We start from the raw sequence: 14,236 nt of genomic DNA, 5'->3' as shown, positions 1-14,236 counted from the left end.
GGCCTAAAATAACATAGAATCTAAGCAAGCTGTGAATAACGCTGATTTGTTTAAATCGCTATCTTAGCTAGAAAGGTTTATTAACCTTGATATATAAAACACTACAGAGAAGATAAACACCATTATGTACATAGCAATAAAGCATATACACCTAACAGCCATAGTATTAAGCATCAGTTTTTTTCTATTAAGAGCTTTTTGGGTTTTTCTGAAACCTAAAATGATGGAAAAACGTTGGGTAAAAGTTGCACCACATATTATTGACTCTGTGTTGCTTATTAGTGCAATAACGCTAGCCGTTTTACTACAACAGTATCCCTTTGTAGATCACTGGCTAACCGCAAAATTACTCGCTCTAGTCTTATATATAGTTTTAGGCACAATCGCATTAAAAAGAGGGAAAACACCACTTATCAAACTGGGGGCTTTCTTTGCTGCTGTTGCGACATTTGCGTATATACTAACTGTCGCCTTTACACATTCAGCAATACCTTGGAGCTAAAAGCTCTAAGGTTTTGATGAACTGTAGATAATACGCATCAGCCATTTCAACTCTTGTCGCCATGGGCGTTGCCGTATACCAAAAACGCTCAAAAGCTTTTTACAAGTCAACACTGACGTATTAGGCCTTTGAGCTTCAGTTACATAATCTTTACTTGAGATCGGCACTAGCGTTTCAACTTTGAAATTCTCATAGCTACCCGCAGCGATCAAAATTTCTTTGCAAAAGTCATAACGGTTTGTGATCTCTGCACCACAGTAGTGATAAGTGCCCCAAGCCTCGGCTCCACTATGAACTTGTTTCAGCATAGCCAAAATAACTCTAGCGACATCAGACGCTGATGTTGGGCAGCCCCGACGATCACTTACCGCCTCGAGGGCATCCTGTGTTCTAGCCGCATCTAAGGTTCTTAGTACAAAGTTATTACCTTGCTCACTAAACAACCAGCTCACTCGTAAAATAAGATGCTTTGGCAATACTTGACGCAAAAGCTCTTCACCTTGCCACTTACTATCACCATAGATACCTAGCGGGGCAACCTCATCATCTTCTGTATAACCACTCGCATAATGACCATCAAACACATAATCAGTTGAGAGGTGAAACATCGGAATGGAAATGTCACCACAGGCCAAGGCTAATTTCTCTACACCTTTTGCATTAACCGCATAACATAAATCAGCTTTATGCTCTGCTTCATCCACATGATCGAATGCAGCACAATTAATAACGTAATCAGGTAGATAATGTGCCAGCTGATCTCTGATCTGCTCTTCGTTGGTGATATCTAAAGCGGACTTATCTAGCGCAATAATTTCAAAAAATGAATCCGTTTCCCCCAAGCGAGTTAAACCCGTACCAACTTGCCCTTTAGCACCGGTGATTAAAATTTTGACAGGTTTAAGAAGTAATTCCAGATCCATTCGTTTATTTCGACAATACACACTTGTTAGGTAAGTACTGCTGCACTGTAAATTGACGACAAAAAAGCTATTCCTCAAGGTAACGAGGGAATAATTAAAAGATATACCTTAATCCGCCTATTAAGCCAGCGAAACTTTCCACATTGATCAATAAGTAATTAAAAGATCTTATATATTTACAGTAACAGCCCCTAGAAACAGAAAACCTCGCAATGCGAGGCATTCAATCTAAAACTGATTTATGAGCTTCGAGTTTATGGAAAACAATTAATGAAAGCAACGAAGTAAACAGTGCAATATCTCATTACTTCACGACTCACCTTCACTAAAAAGATAGCCACCGATATACACTCTTACCTGTAGCCCGATACAGAGTTTATCTTCGGCTATAACATTCCACCCTAATAAGCTTTTGTCTCCATAATCTACCTGTTTTACAGATGCTATATAAAGACCGTAATCAATTTTTATGGCGGAATAAAAAAGCCCCTATTAAGGGGCAATATAGCACTGAAGAAAGCCTAAACTACAAATCAGCTAATACCCATACAAAGGTACTTAATCTCAACATAATCATCGATACCGTATTTAGAACCTTCGCGACCTAAACCCGACTCTTTGATACCGCCAAATGGCGCTACTTCTGTTGAAATAATACCCTCATTAATCCCAACCATACCGTACTCTAAAGCTTCCGATACGCGCCAAACACGTCCTATATCTCGCGAATAGAAATACGCAGCCAACCCAAATGGCGTGTCATTAGCCATCTGTACTACATCTTGCTCTTCAGTAAATGGGATCAAAGTCGCCACTGGGCCAAAGATCTCTTCCTGAGCAATACGCATATTATTATCAACGTTACTTAAAATCGTTGGGCGATAGCCGTTTATTACAGTCGTAAAGCGTTCACCACCACTCAGCAATGTTGCGCCATTATCCAACGCATCATTAACTAGGCTTTCAACTTTATTCAACGCACGGTCATCAATAAGTGGGCCTATTGCGACACCTTCATCAAATCCATTACCTACCGCAAGCGCTTGTACCGCTGTCTTTAATTTCTCAGCAAAAGTGTCGTAAACCGCTTCATGAACAAAGATCCGATTAGTACAAACACAAGTCTGCCCCGCATTACGGAATTTTGAAGCAATCACTCCGCTAATCGCTGCATCTAAGTCAGCATCATCAAAGACAATAAAAGGTGCATTACCTCCCAACTCCAACGAAACCTTCTTAACATTGCTAGCGCACTGCTCCGCTAATAACTTACCTACAGGTGTAGAGCCGGTAAACGATAGCTTACGTACACGAGAGTCCGCACATAGTACTTTGCCAACTTCCGGTGCATTCGTGGATGTAACAACATTAAACACCCCTTTAGGGAATCCCGCTTCGAGTGCAAGCTGAGCAAGTGCCAGCGCTGACAAAGGTGTAAGCTCCGATGGTTTAATGACTACCGGACAGCCCGCCGCTAGGGCCGGAGCCACTTTACGAGTAATCATCGCTATAGGGAAGTTCCACGGCGTGATGGCTGCAGCAACACCAATCGGCTGCTTAAGTACTAGCAGACGCTTATCACGACCATGTGGCGGAATAATATCCCCATAGACACGCTTCGCTTCTTCGGCAAACCATTCAACAAACGATGCGCCATACAGCACTTCACCACGTGCTTCATTAACCGGTTTGCCTTGCTCTGACGTCATCAAAACAGCAAGATCATCTTGCGCTTCAATAATCAGATCAAACCATCGACGTAGCAACGCGCTACGCTCTTTACCGGTATAAGCACTCCAATCGGAACGAGCCGCTTCAGCAGCGGTAATCGCACGACGAGTATCATCAGCACCTAAGTCCGCGACTTCTGCAAGAACGTCCCCTGTCGCTGGATTCTTAACGACAAAAACATCGCCGTTACTTGCATCGCACCACTGCCCATCAATAAAGGACTGCTGTTGTAATAAAGTAGGATTATTTAATTGCATTTAAAGGCCTCATACGGCAATTTTCTGTAACCTTGAACCTAACACGAACAAGGTTACTGGCATTTAGTTGGCTCTATCAATATAGACATGAATAAACTGTCTTTAAGGCGAAGTTTTTACCCCCCAAAGCACTCCAATTTCATATCAAAATGAGCTATCACCACGCCGCTTGATAGATAGCTGTTGCATCCTCAAGGCTAACTTCACGTGGATTATTGACTAATAAACGAGTCTGCTTCATCGCATCCAGGGCTAAAGTAGGTATTGCCGACTCTTCGATATCGTAATCACGTAGTTGCGGTAATATTCCGAGGGAGCGGTTTAGCTTATCTAGCGCTTCGATGAATGCATTGCTTCGCTCTACAACATCAGCAATTTCTGCTAACTGAGGAAAAACCAACGGCGCTAACTCAGCATATTGCTCAGCACACTCAGACTGGTTAAAACGCATCACATGCGGTAACACTAGCGCATTGGTTAAACCATGAGGCAGATGATAGATACCACCCAATGGATAAGCCAATGCATGAACAGCAGCCACTGGGGAATTAGCAAACGCTTGCCCAGCTAGCATTGATCCCAATAACATATTTGAGCGTACTTGAAGATCCGTACCATCATGAACCGCCGACTCAATGTTAGCACCTAAGAGCAGTAAGGCCTCTTTGGCGGACGCATCAGAAATCAAATTATGGTTAGGGCTTGCAGAGGTATAAGCTTCAATAGCATGCACCATCGCATCAACACCAGTTGTAGCAGTCACCATCGCCGGTAAGCCTAAGGTCAATTCAGCATCCAACAGAGCCAGATCAGGTAGTAATTGAGAGGAGACAACCCCTTTTTTCTCCCCTTCCCCAACCGTAATGATGGATACAGCAGTCACTTCAGAACCAGTACCAGCCGTCGTAGGGATCTGAATCAGTGGAAGGCGCTGACCTTTCACCATATTAACCCCATAAATATCAGCTAATGATTCTTCGCCTTTTGCTAGTAATGCAACAAGCTTAGCAACGTCCATCGAGGAACCACCACCTAAACCGATCACACCCTCAACACCCGCATCTATAGCTTGCTGAGTTGCGGCTAGTACAATCTGTTCCGCTGGATCCGCTAGAACCTGATCAAAAACTAAAGCTTCAACACCTGCAGCTTTAAGTGTGTCCAATATAGGTGCTAGCAAACCTGCATTAACAATCCCTTGGTCAGTAACCAGCATCACCCGCTGACCTATAGTACGCAGGCAAATCTCACCCAGCTCTTTTGCTGCACCTGGTTTACAAATCAGTTGCTTAGGAAAATTAAAAACAAAATCAGTCATTACTCTTCTCCTACCTGCTTCTGTGCAGATACTGCGCCACGCTCTATAGTGTAAATTTTATCGACCAAATCAGCCGAGTGGCTATAATCCGATTCAGACAGTAATACCGTTAGACCTTCATCTTTTAAGGTATGTAAAACACTCGCCAATCGACGGGATAAGGCCGGCGCTACACCTTCAAAAGGCTCATCTAATAGTAATAAGTGACTACCCGTCATCAACGCCCTAGCAAGAGCTACCAATTTTTGCTGGCCACCGGACAACTGCAGTGCTTTTCGGTCTGCAAATGCTTCTACTTCTGGCATCAACTCATAAACCCAAGCCAAACGCGCTTCAGCGCCTGGTAGCGTATTAGCCCAAGCTGGTATAAGAATATTTTCCTCTACCGTTAGCGTTGGTACGAGCTGTCGGTCTTCAGGCATATAGCCCACTTTCGCCTGTGATCTGAAGTGAGGCGCTAACGTCGTCATATCTTGACCGTGGATCGTAATACTGCCCGACTCAGGCGCAAGCAAGCCCATTACGGTCCGCATCAGTGTCGTTTTACCTGCACCATTGCGGCCAATCAGACCCACAAGAACACCCGGCTCAATGGCCAGATTAACATCACGCAATATGGGCGTACCGGCAATATTTGTATTAATCGATGACAACTTAAGCATGTTGCACCTCCTGTTCGTAATCGATATCTAGGTGGTGGCCCGTAACAAGCTCTTTTACTTTTTCATCATTCATGACTTCACTTACTGCACCATCGGCTAATACTCGACCATCATAAAAAGCAATAAGGCGGGTTGAATAACGCGCAATCACTTCCATATCATGTTCAACGAACAACACAGCCGCCCCTGACTTACGTACAGCACGCATCACGGTATCCATCAACTCAAACTTATCATCAATGGCCACACCTGAAGTCGGCTCATCAAGTAGCAAGATTTCAGGTTTACGCAACATCGCTAAAGCAATATCAAGTAACTTCCTAACACCCTGAGGCAAGGTCACAACCGTTTCAGCCATATAGCTGGTAATGCCATACTCTTCCAACAGCTGTTCAGCCTGCTGAATATTGGCTTTTGTTGCTAAGGGGCTCATCAACGGTAAAATCTTGTGCTTCATGATGCCGTAAGCGATCAGGACATTATCTAGTACCGTCAATTCAGGAAATAGTTGTGCGACCTGAAATGAACGGCAGATACCTGCTCGCATAACCTGCCGGGGGTTTTTCCCAACAATACTTTTACCTTTAAATAAGATCTCACCGCTACTGGGTGCAAGATAGCCAGTTACCATATTGATAAAGGTTGTTTTACCCGCGCCATTTGAGCCAATGACACCAACAATTTCACCCGCATTAATCGTGACATCGATATCAGCCGCCGCCGTAACAGCACCAAAATTACGAGCCAATGAACGTGTTTCTAATAAAGCACTCATAATGGCTTACCTTTCGTTACGCGCTCGACCAGAGACCAAACACCTTTAGGTAGATAGAGAATGATGACCAGTAACGCTATACCTAAAATCATCTGCCATGTGTAAGGGGATATTTGGAATGCATAAGTTCGCAACAACTCAAATAGCACCGCGCCAATAACGGGACCCGCAGCATGACCAACGCCACCCATCAAGGCAATAAAGACAAACTCACCGGAGGTCGTCCAATACGCCATTTCAGGATCAATGTGACCGGCCGCTAGCGCCGTAATACCACCACCAAGTCCAGCCATTGCAGCGGCTAATAGATATTTCGTATAGATAATTCTACGCACTGAAGCACCTAGATATTCGACACGAATTTCATTCTCTCGAACCGCCTCACCGGCATAACCCATTGGGGATCGAAGATAGCGCCACACAAAGATACCCACCCCAACAAGCGCAACTACAGCTAAACCGTAGGCAAGGAAGGGGCCGCTTTCACCTGTAGGCGTCCAACCGAACAACAAAGGTGGCTTAACATTAAAACCATCGGATGAACCAAAGGCAGAGCTTTTAACCAGTACACCGTAAAGGATCATCGAGAAAGCCATCGAGAACATGGCGAAGAATATATCCCTGTAACGGCATAGAAGCAGCCCAATAATCGCCGCTAAAGCGACACAAACCACCACAGCCAGTAAGATCAGCAGCAATGCATTTTGGGTTTCAAAATAGTCGCCAGCGATACCAACACAATAGGCACCTAGGCAGTAGTAAAGACCTTGACCAAATGAGACAAGCCCTGCACGCATCAGCAGCAGTAGTCCCATCACAACGAGCCCTTTAGCGAATGCTAAGGTCAATAAAAATGTTAACCATCCCGGCATAAAGAGGCCAGCCGCTAATAACGCGATACCTGCCCCTATGATCATCGTCGTTGCATATTTCATGTTAAATTTTCCTCGCGGTAGCAATGGCAAAGAGGCCCTGAGGACGGAACGCAAGTACTAACCCCATCACACCATAAATAACAAACAACTCAGCATCAGGGTAAAGATGTACCGCCGCAGAGCGGGCCAGCCCAACAATTAAGGCACCCAGTAATGCGCCCCCTACACTGCCTAAGCCGCCAATTACCACCACAGCAAACGCCAAAATAATAACTTCAACACCAATGCCCGGCATAACGGAGATGCCTGGCGCCGTCAATGCACCCGCCAACGCACCTAAAACAGCACCAATAACAAAAGTAACTGTAAACATACGTGTGACGTTAATACCGAGGAAAGCAGCCGTATCACGATCATGAATAACCGCTTGTAGCAACTTACCTTTGCGGGTTCTATTCAGTCCCCACCAAAGTACAAAACAGATCAGTGCTGATACAAAAATCAACAAGATGTCATAATTTGCAAACGACAAGCCCGCCAGCTTTGTTCGTCCTAAAAGGGTATATGGCTGATAAGCAAAATACGCATCAACGCCCCAAATCAGCTTAATAACATCTTCCAGTATTAATAAAATCGCATAGGTCACTAGAATCATGACCACTTCGTCACGACCGTACATCATCCTTAACAGACCGCGCTCGATCAGAAGTCCTACTATGGTTCCGCCAATGAGGGCAGCCCCTAGCAGCATAAAATAAGCTCCCCACGGTGGATAACCACCCGCTAAATAAAACCCCACCAGCGAGGCACCGCCGTAAGCACCAATGGCATAAAAACTACCATGGGCCATATTAAGAATTCTCATCACACCGTAGATGAGAGTTAGGCCGGCTGCGATTACAAAAAGCCAGGAGGCGTAAATAACGCCATCCATCAACATCGCAATTACCAATTTCATGAGCAACGCTCCAGATTTACAAAAAAAAGGGCAAAAAAAAGACAAGCCAGCGTGATGCTAGCTTGTCGGATGCGCATTTAGTTACATTTAGCGCCAGGCATACCTTTTTCAATCCACTCATTGGCAGGCATATTATCGGAAGGGTTAACACATTCAGCCGCATAGCGACGAACATCAGTTACAGCAGGTTTACCATCTTTAAGTGCATAACGGCCATAGACCATTTCCATGCTTGCCTGATGGCCTTTACCCATATTCATAGAAACCTTGCCGCCCGGACCTTCATATTCAAGGTACTCAAACGCGGACACAACATCTTCAGTCGTCGGCTGGCCAGAAACCTTAGCCGCTGCTTGCTCTGTCGCAAGTTTCAAACCAAGAATACCTTGCACCATTTTATAAGCAGGGTAGGTTGGCTGAGTGCCGAAACGTTTACTGTAAGCATCACGGAACCAACGGTTCAGCGCATTATCCGGTGCATAAATACCAAATGGACCACGGCCGCCTAAAATCGTGCCTTCAGGGATCTGATCAGACAAACGGTACATCGCACTTTCACCGGTTGTCAGTAAGGCTGTTTGATCTTCAAACAAACCACGTGCAGCACCCTGAAGTAGGAAGGCTTCCATATCACCACCCCAGAAAGAGGAATGAATCACGTCAGCTGAATTCACCATCAGTGCAGAAATTTCTGCGCCATACTGGCCTGCATATATTTTAGGGAACTGCTTAGTTGGCACATCAATATCAGCCTGCAGACCTTTTAATGAACCGTAAAAATCAGCCCAAGACTCATGTCCAAACGAGTAGTTCTGGTTAATACCAGATACCGCTTTCAAATTAGGGAAAATATCTTTGATATAGTAGGACGCAGCTACGCTATCCATCGTTGTTGTCGGACCCGTACGGAAAACGTATTTAAATGAGTTATCTTCAAATACACGAGGCGTACCACAGTCAAACAATACCGTTAGGGTTTTTAGCTCTTCTGCAACCGCAGGTACCGCTAGGCAATCCCCTGATGAGATATAACCCACAACCGCATCAACACCTTGACGCTCAACCAAGTTGCGATATTCTGAAGATTGCTTAGTCGCACCACCAGCTTCATCTACATAGATAGGTTTAATGGTACGACCATTAATCCCTTTAGCGTTATACGGCGCAGGTAAGGCCCCTTCATTCAACGTTTCTAATAAAAGGTTCGCAGCGTTCTGCGCTGGTACACCAAAAGGTCCGGCAGCACCGCCAGAAAGAAAAGTAACCAAACCTAATTTGTATTCATCAGCAGCCAGAACAGGCTGAGCAACGGCTGAGGCTACAAGTAACCCCACTAAAGCAGACTTTTTAGCAAATGGTATAAACATTATTTTTTCGCCTTTTCATTCTTATCGTTATGGTTGTGAATAAAATGAGCGGCTTATGCGCGCCCATTCACTGCACTACTCGACAGGATTGAGCAAGCCATGTGCCAAGAAAAAACAAAACATCTAACCATTTGTTTAAAAAGGAAATTTTATAAATAAAAAGGGGCAGCACGATCACAGCAACAAGCTACCGATCGTTAACCGCTCAATCATGAGCGCCTAAAAAGACGCTACCGATCAAACAAAGGCTAATGGAGAGACGTACAAAAGACGGATAGAACACAAAGAAATCGGAATAAGTCCCAACAACAGAACTACTTGGGCTCAGTCTGTTCTGACAAATTAGGATGATAAATCATCCAATTACCTAGCATCATTCGGGCGGGCAAAAAACGGCGATCAGGTATAGTTTCACCTATCGCTATAACCTGCTGTAATTGGTGATTAAGTGGATTCATAAATGAAACAAAACCATCAGGGTCTTCCGGCAGCTTAAGTCGTAAAGAACTAAAAGCCTCCCTTATATCTTCATCACTCGCTTCAGGCCCGGCTAAACGCAGCGCTTCAGAGATAGCTAAAATACCGGAATACGCTCCCTCCGCTGCGTAAGAGGGATAACGCCCTGTTAATTTATGGAAGCGTTCAACAAACCATTTATTATAATCTGTTTCCGGCCAGTTATTATGATGCCTCGACGATAAAATAAGCCCCGCAGGCATATCCTCACCTAATGCGGCCAACACTTCATAATTACCACCCGTATCAAAATTAGCGAAACGAGCATGCTTAAACAGTGTTGTTTGATTCGCCTGCTGAATGAATGCAACCAGATCTCCACCCCAAAGAGCATTGACGACTAAATCAACTTTCTTATCAACAAGTGCTCTGAGGTAAGAGGAGTAATCGGGTTCATAAAGCTTAGGCCAAAGAACAGTTTCAACTTGATAATTAACACCTTCATAATCAAGCCGATCTCGTAAGTCTCTCCATGCCTGATAGCCATAGTCATAGTCCGGACCTATATAGGCAAGACGTAAGGGCTTAGCACGCGCACCCTTATTAAATTTTTTCTTAATATAGAGTGCCGCAGCCTGCATCGATTGCTGAGCATTATTACTGACACGAAAATAGTAATCTCGGGCCTTTCCACTCGTTAACTTTGAGGATGCATGGTCAGTCCCAATAAAGAAGATTTTTTCCTCTTCAGCCACTTCCGCCACTTGTAAAGCTATAGACGAATTCACGACACCACAAATAAAACGTACACCGTCTTTTCGAACGAAATCCCGCACCTGACGCGCTGCCTTTGATGCCTTAGAACTACTATCTGCCACCAACACGCGAATAGGCGGATACGATAAAGGGGGTTGCTGTAAACGCTCGAACGCGAGTTTAATACCTATAACACTATCTTGCCCATAAATACCTCCTCGCCCCCCCATAGGAAAAAGACAGCCTACGCTAGCTTGAGCATCAGCCTTCGATGCACCCAATACCAACTCCCCAGCTTCGACTCGGCTAATGAGTAACAAACAAACACAGATAAGCCTGAGCATCATTCCCCATTCTCCAGATTTAAGCGCTGTATTCTTCGCTTGAGTGCATGACGAGAGATACCTAATTTCTCGGCTGCTAACCCTTTCCGCCAATCAGACTCTTTAAGTGCGTCTAAAATCAACTGCCGCTCATGATCCTCAACAGCCTCACGATAATCATCTTTAACCACTGGCGCTATACGTGAACCTTCATCAAACTCTGCCGGAAGCATCTTGACCGTAATACGTTGACCAGAATAGAGGATCGTTAATCGCTCCATCAGATTTTTTAACTCTCGAATATTGCCCGGCCAATCATATTTCTCAAGCACACTAAGTACCTCATCATCGAGCTCAATCGGCTCGCAATGCTCCTGACGCGCAAACAGTTCACTAAAGTGGGCAACCAATAAAGTCACATCTCGATCCCGCTCAGACAGACCCGGAATATCTACAGGTAATACATTTAAACGATAAAATAGATCGGCTCTAAAAGTACCGGCCTCGACATTCGCTTTTAAATTACAGTTAGTAGCAGCCACTACAAATACATTCGCCTGCCGTTCACGGCCTGCGCCAACGGGACGATAATTACGGTTTTCTAAGAAACTCAGCAATTTGGCTTGCAGATGAAGAGGAATTTCACCAATTTCATCTAAAAATAACGTACCGCCGTCTGCTAGATCGATCAAACCTGCGCGACGCTGATTCGCACCCGTATAGGCGCCCCGCTCCGCACCAAACAACTCAGCCTCAATCAATTGTTCCGGCAGTGCTGCACAGTTCACTTCAATAAAGGGTGCATCAGTAAAGCGAACATCATGTAACGCGCGCGCCACTAGCGCTTTACCTGTACCAGAAGGCCCCGTTATCAACACGGTTTTTCCCGAACTTTGCCCAACACGCTCAATCGCATCACGCAAGGCGGTCATCTCTCTACTACTACCCACTAAAGGGCCCGTTTCTGTACTTTTTTCTCTTAAAAAACGGATCTCTCGCAGCATACGAATACGCTCAGTGCTACGACGAATGAGTAAGATCAACTCCTCAATATCAAACGGTTTAGTTATATAATCTATAGCCCCTTCTTTGACCGCCTTAACAGCCGAGCGTGTATCCCCATGGGCTGAAATCATAATGACAGGAAGGTCAGGGTTCTGTGCCCTCAGTTGTACGAGCACTTTTATACCCGATATATCCGGTAAGCCTAGATCTAATAACACAACATCAGGGTTTAATATTTTAGCTTGCTCTATCCCTTCGTTACCGGTGTAAGCTCCACTGACAAGCATCCCCTCATCACGGAGGGAAAAACTGATACTACGAACTAAATTACGTTCATCATCAATAACTAGAACTGATATTGCCTTATTCATAACTACTCCTGAGCCTCTGCAACAGGTAAAAACACGGTAACCGTTGTGCCTTCACCTTTGGTACTCTCAATGCTCATTCGCCCGCCATTACTTTTAATCAGCGTATTACAAATCGCTAACCCTAACCCTGTACCGGCAGATTTCGTTGTATAGAAAGGCTCCATAATATGAGCCAAAATATCTTCTGGCATTCCTTGCCCATTATCTCGGACAGATAACGCAATTTCTGCACCCTTTTGACATCCATCCAGTGCGATCAAATCACCTTGAACAGACATCGCCTCGAGCGCATTCAATAACAGATTCATTAATACTTGCCGAACATGCCCTTCATCGGCCATCAAAAACATAGATGGAGGACACTGCATGCGTAACTCTATATTTTGATTGCGAGCAGATGCTCCAACCAATGCGACAACACTACTAAGTAGCTCCTTCGCATCGATTCGACTTGCTAAAGGGTCCCGAGGTCGAGCAAAGTTAAGTAGATTTTCAAGCACATCGTTCACACGATCGATCTCTTCCTCAACGAGGCTCATCATCTCTTTATTTTCTGGATTTTTTTCTCGCCGAGAGAGCGCTGCTACAGTTGTGCGGATAGTCGTTAAGGGGTTGCGTATATCATGCGCTAGGCCTGCAGCTAGCTGGCCTAAGGTCGCCTGTCGTTCTATAGCTAAAGTCGACCGAATGAATTTTTTCAATTGAAGTCTCATTCGCTCAATCGACTGGGTAAGGCGCAGCATCTCCATCCCTTGAACATGGGCAACAGGCGTTTCCAAATTACCAAGAGCTACCTGCTCAACACTATCAATCAGACTTTCAACTTGTCGATTTAAACGCCGAGAGATACTCATATGCAGCCAAAATAACCCGGCTACGGTGAATATCATCAGAATAATTAGCCAATAACGCATCCTTTCAACCGGCGACATGACCAACTCTCGATCTTGTATTACATGTAACGACCATCCCGGTAGCAAACTAAATTTTTGCACCGAATTTTCAGTAACATTTACCGGCTGGCCAACCACATCGTAGGTATTGCCATCCCCAGCCTGTAGCAAAACCCGAAACGTGGTTCCCTGATCCAAACCACGCAATATCTCTGTAAATGAATTGAATCGAAGAACCAGACCAATACTGCCCTTTTGATCTGTATTAACATCCAACTGTCGCGAAGTCCGTAAAACAACGCCCGAAGGGCGCTCAATAGAGTATGCTGACGGACCTATTAATTCTGCGCCTTCAAACTCATAAACATTATTCTTAGAGATTAAACCTATTTCCCGCTTATCCGGAAAGCTCCACGCAACCTCACCCTTCTCATCGAAAAAGACAACCCCATAGACACTTCTCGCATCCACTTGCAGCCGCAGGAAGCTCTCAAGCTCAGATGAGATATTCTGTCGCCCCTCAGGAACAAAATATTCAGGACTATCAAATTGATCCGTCAATGCCTGAATTTCAAACTTACGTTCACGAATAAAAACTCGAAACTCATTTTGAGTAGCTGCGACCCTTGTCGCCAGTTGCTCTTCCGTTAAGCGGGTGACTAATTGAGAGAAGTAAGAATCGTACAGGCTCGCAAATCCAATCAAAGGGATTAGCGCAACTAAAAGGGATAACCATAAATATTTCGATGCGAGGCGATTTTTTGAAACCCCATGGGGCAACATTTCAACTTCAGTCGCCGTTTCACTTTCTTGTGATCTTATATGCCGAACTACTGAATGATCACTGTTCAAAGAAATATCCTATTATTGGACAATATTATTTTTATCGATCAAATGTGTAAGCAAGAATAACACCATGCCATAAAAAGAAAGGAACAGGCTTATAAGAGTAGCTCATTTAGGCGTGATGAGCGAAAAACGATCAAAAGCACATCTTTGAGCGATCGAAAACCGCTCAAGACTATCAGGCAATAATTACAACGCAAAAAACAAAAAGCCCCGCA

General features: G+C 44.6%; 12 protein-coding genes. 1 reads left to right on the top strand and 11 read right to left on the bottom strand.

What is annotated here, in order from left to right:
* Positions 1–124: 124 nt before the first annotated feature.
* Positions 125–502: a SirB2 family protein gene (locus tag Q4492_RS04685; RefSeq protein WP_303416104.1), complete on the top strand. Its 378-nt coding sequence runs from the start codon at positions 125–127 to the stop codon at positions 500–502.
* 5 nt (positions 503–507) lie between these two features.
* Here Q4492_RS04685 and rfbD read toward each other — a convergent pair whose 3' ends face one another.
* The 11 genes from rfbD to Q4492_RS04630 all read right to left on the bottom strand — a co-directional run bounded on the left by rfbD (position 508) and on the right by Q4492_RS04630 (position 14,024).
* A complete protein-coding gene (gene rfbD, locus Q4492_RS04680; protein ID WP_303416101.1) occupies positions 508–1,425 on the bottom strand; it encodes a dTDP-4-dehydrorhamnose reductase in 918 nt (305 codons plus the stop codon).
* A 533-nt stretch (positions 1,426–1,958) separates the two neighbouring features.
* The gene (locus Q4492_RS04675) at positions 1,959–3,413 is read right to left on the bottom strand and encodes an NAD-dependent succinate-semialdehyde dehydrogenase (protein WP_303416099.1); all 1,455 of its coding nucleotides are present in this window, start codon (positions 3,411–3,413) and stop codon (positions 1,959–1,961) included.
* A 157-nt stretch (positions 3,414–3,570) separates the two neighbouring features.
* Complete coding sequence (locus Q4492_RS04670; RefSeq protein WP_303416098.1) at positions 3,571–4,731, bottom strand: iron-containing alcohol dehydrogenase; 1,161 nt, start codon at positions 4,729–4,731, stop codon at positions 3,571–3,573.
* Complete coding sequence (locus tag Q4492_RS04665; protein ID WP_303416096.1) at positions 4,731–5,393, bottom strand: ATP-binding cassette domain-containing protein; 663 nt, start codon at positions 5,391–5,393, stop codon at positions 4,731–4,733. The genes Q4492_RS04670 and Q4492_RS04665 overlap by 1 nt, the downstream gene beginning before the upstream one ends.
* Positions 5,386–6,168: an ABC transporter ATP-binding protein gene (locus Q4492_RS04660; protein ID WP_303416095.1), complete on the bottom strand. Its 783-nt coding sequence runs from the start codon at positions 6,166–6,168 to the stop codon at positions 5,386–5,388. Before Q4492_RS04660 ends, Q4492_RS04665 begins: the two co-directional genes overlap by 8 nt.
* Complete coding sequence (locus Q4492_RS04655) at positions 6,165–7,103, bottom strand: branched-chain amino acid ABC transporter permease (protein WP_303416094.1); 939 nt, start codon at positions 7,101–7,103, stop codon at positions 6,165–6,167. The genes Q4492_RS04660 and Q4492_RS04655 overlap by 4 nt, the downstream gene beginning before the upstream one ends.
* A 1-nt stretch (position 7,104) precedes the next feature.
* The gene (locus Q4492_RS04650; protein ID WP_067983832.1) at positions 7,105–8,001 is read right to left on the bottom strand and encodes a branched-chain amino acid ABC transporter permease; all 897 of its coding nucleotides are present in this window, start codon (positions 7,999–8,001) and stop codon (positions 7,105–7,107) included.
* Between the two features lie 77 nt (positions 8,002–8,078).
* Positions 8,079–9,368, bottom strand: coding sequence for an ABC transporter substrate-binding protein (locus tag Q4492_RS04645; protein ID WP_303416093.1), 1,290 nt, complete (start codon positions 9,366–9,368; stop codon positions 8,079–8,081).
* Positions 9,369–9,682: 314 nt separating this feature from the next.
* Positions 9,683–10,927 (bottom strand): ABC transporter substrate-binding protein, encoded by a 1,245-nt coding sequence (locus Q4492_RS04640; protein WP_303416091.1) that lies wholly within the window; start codon positions 10,925–10,927, stop codon positions 9,683–9,685.
* On the bottom strand, positions 10,924–12,279 hold the full coding sequence (locus Q4492_RS04635) for a sigma-54 dependent transcriptional regulator (RefSeq protein WP_303416090.1): 1,356 nt from the start codon (positions 12,277–12,279) through the stop codon (positions 10,924–10,926). Before Q4492_RS04635 ends, Q4492_RS04640 begins: the two co-directional genes overlap by 4 nt.
* A 2-nt stretch (positions 12,280–12,281) precedes the next feature.
* Positions 12,282–14,024, bottom strand: coding sequence for a sensor histidine kinase (locus tag Q4492_RS04630; protein WP_303416089.1), 1,743 nt, complete (start codon positions 14,022–14,024; stop codon positions 12,282–12,284).
* Positions 14,025–14,236: the final 212 nt, after the last annotated feature.

The sequence above is a fragment of the Neptuniibacter sp. 1_MG-2023 genome (genome assembly GCF_030547185.1).
In the GTDB taxonomy this organism is placed as follows: domain Bacteria; phylum Pseudomonadota; class Gammaproteobacteria; order Pseudomonadales; family Balneatricaceae; genus Neptuniibacter.
Note: the sequence above shows the minus strand (reverse complement) of the source record. Positions and strands in the feature narration are given on the sequence as shown.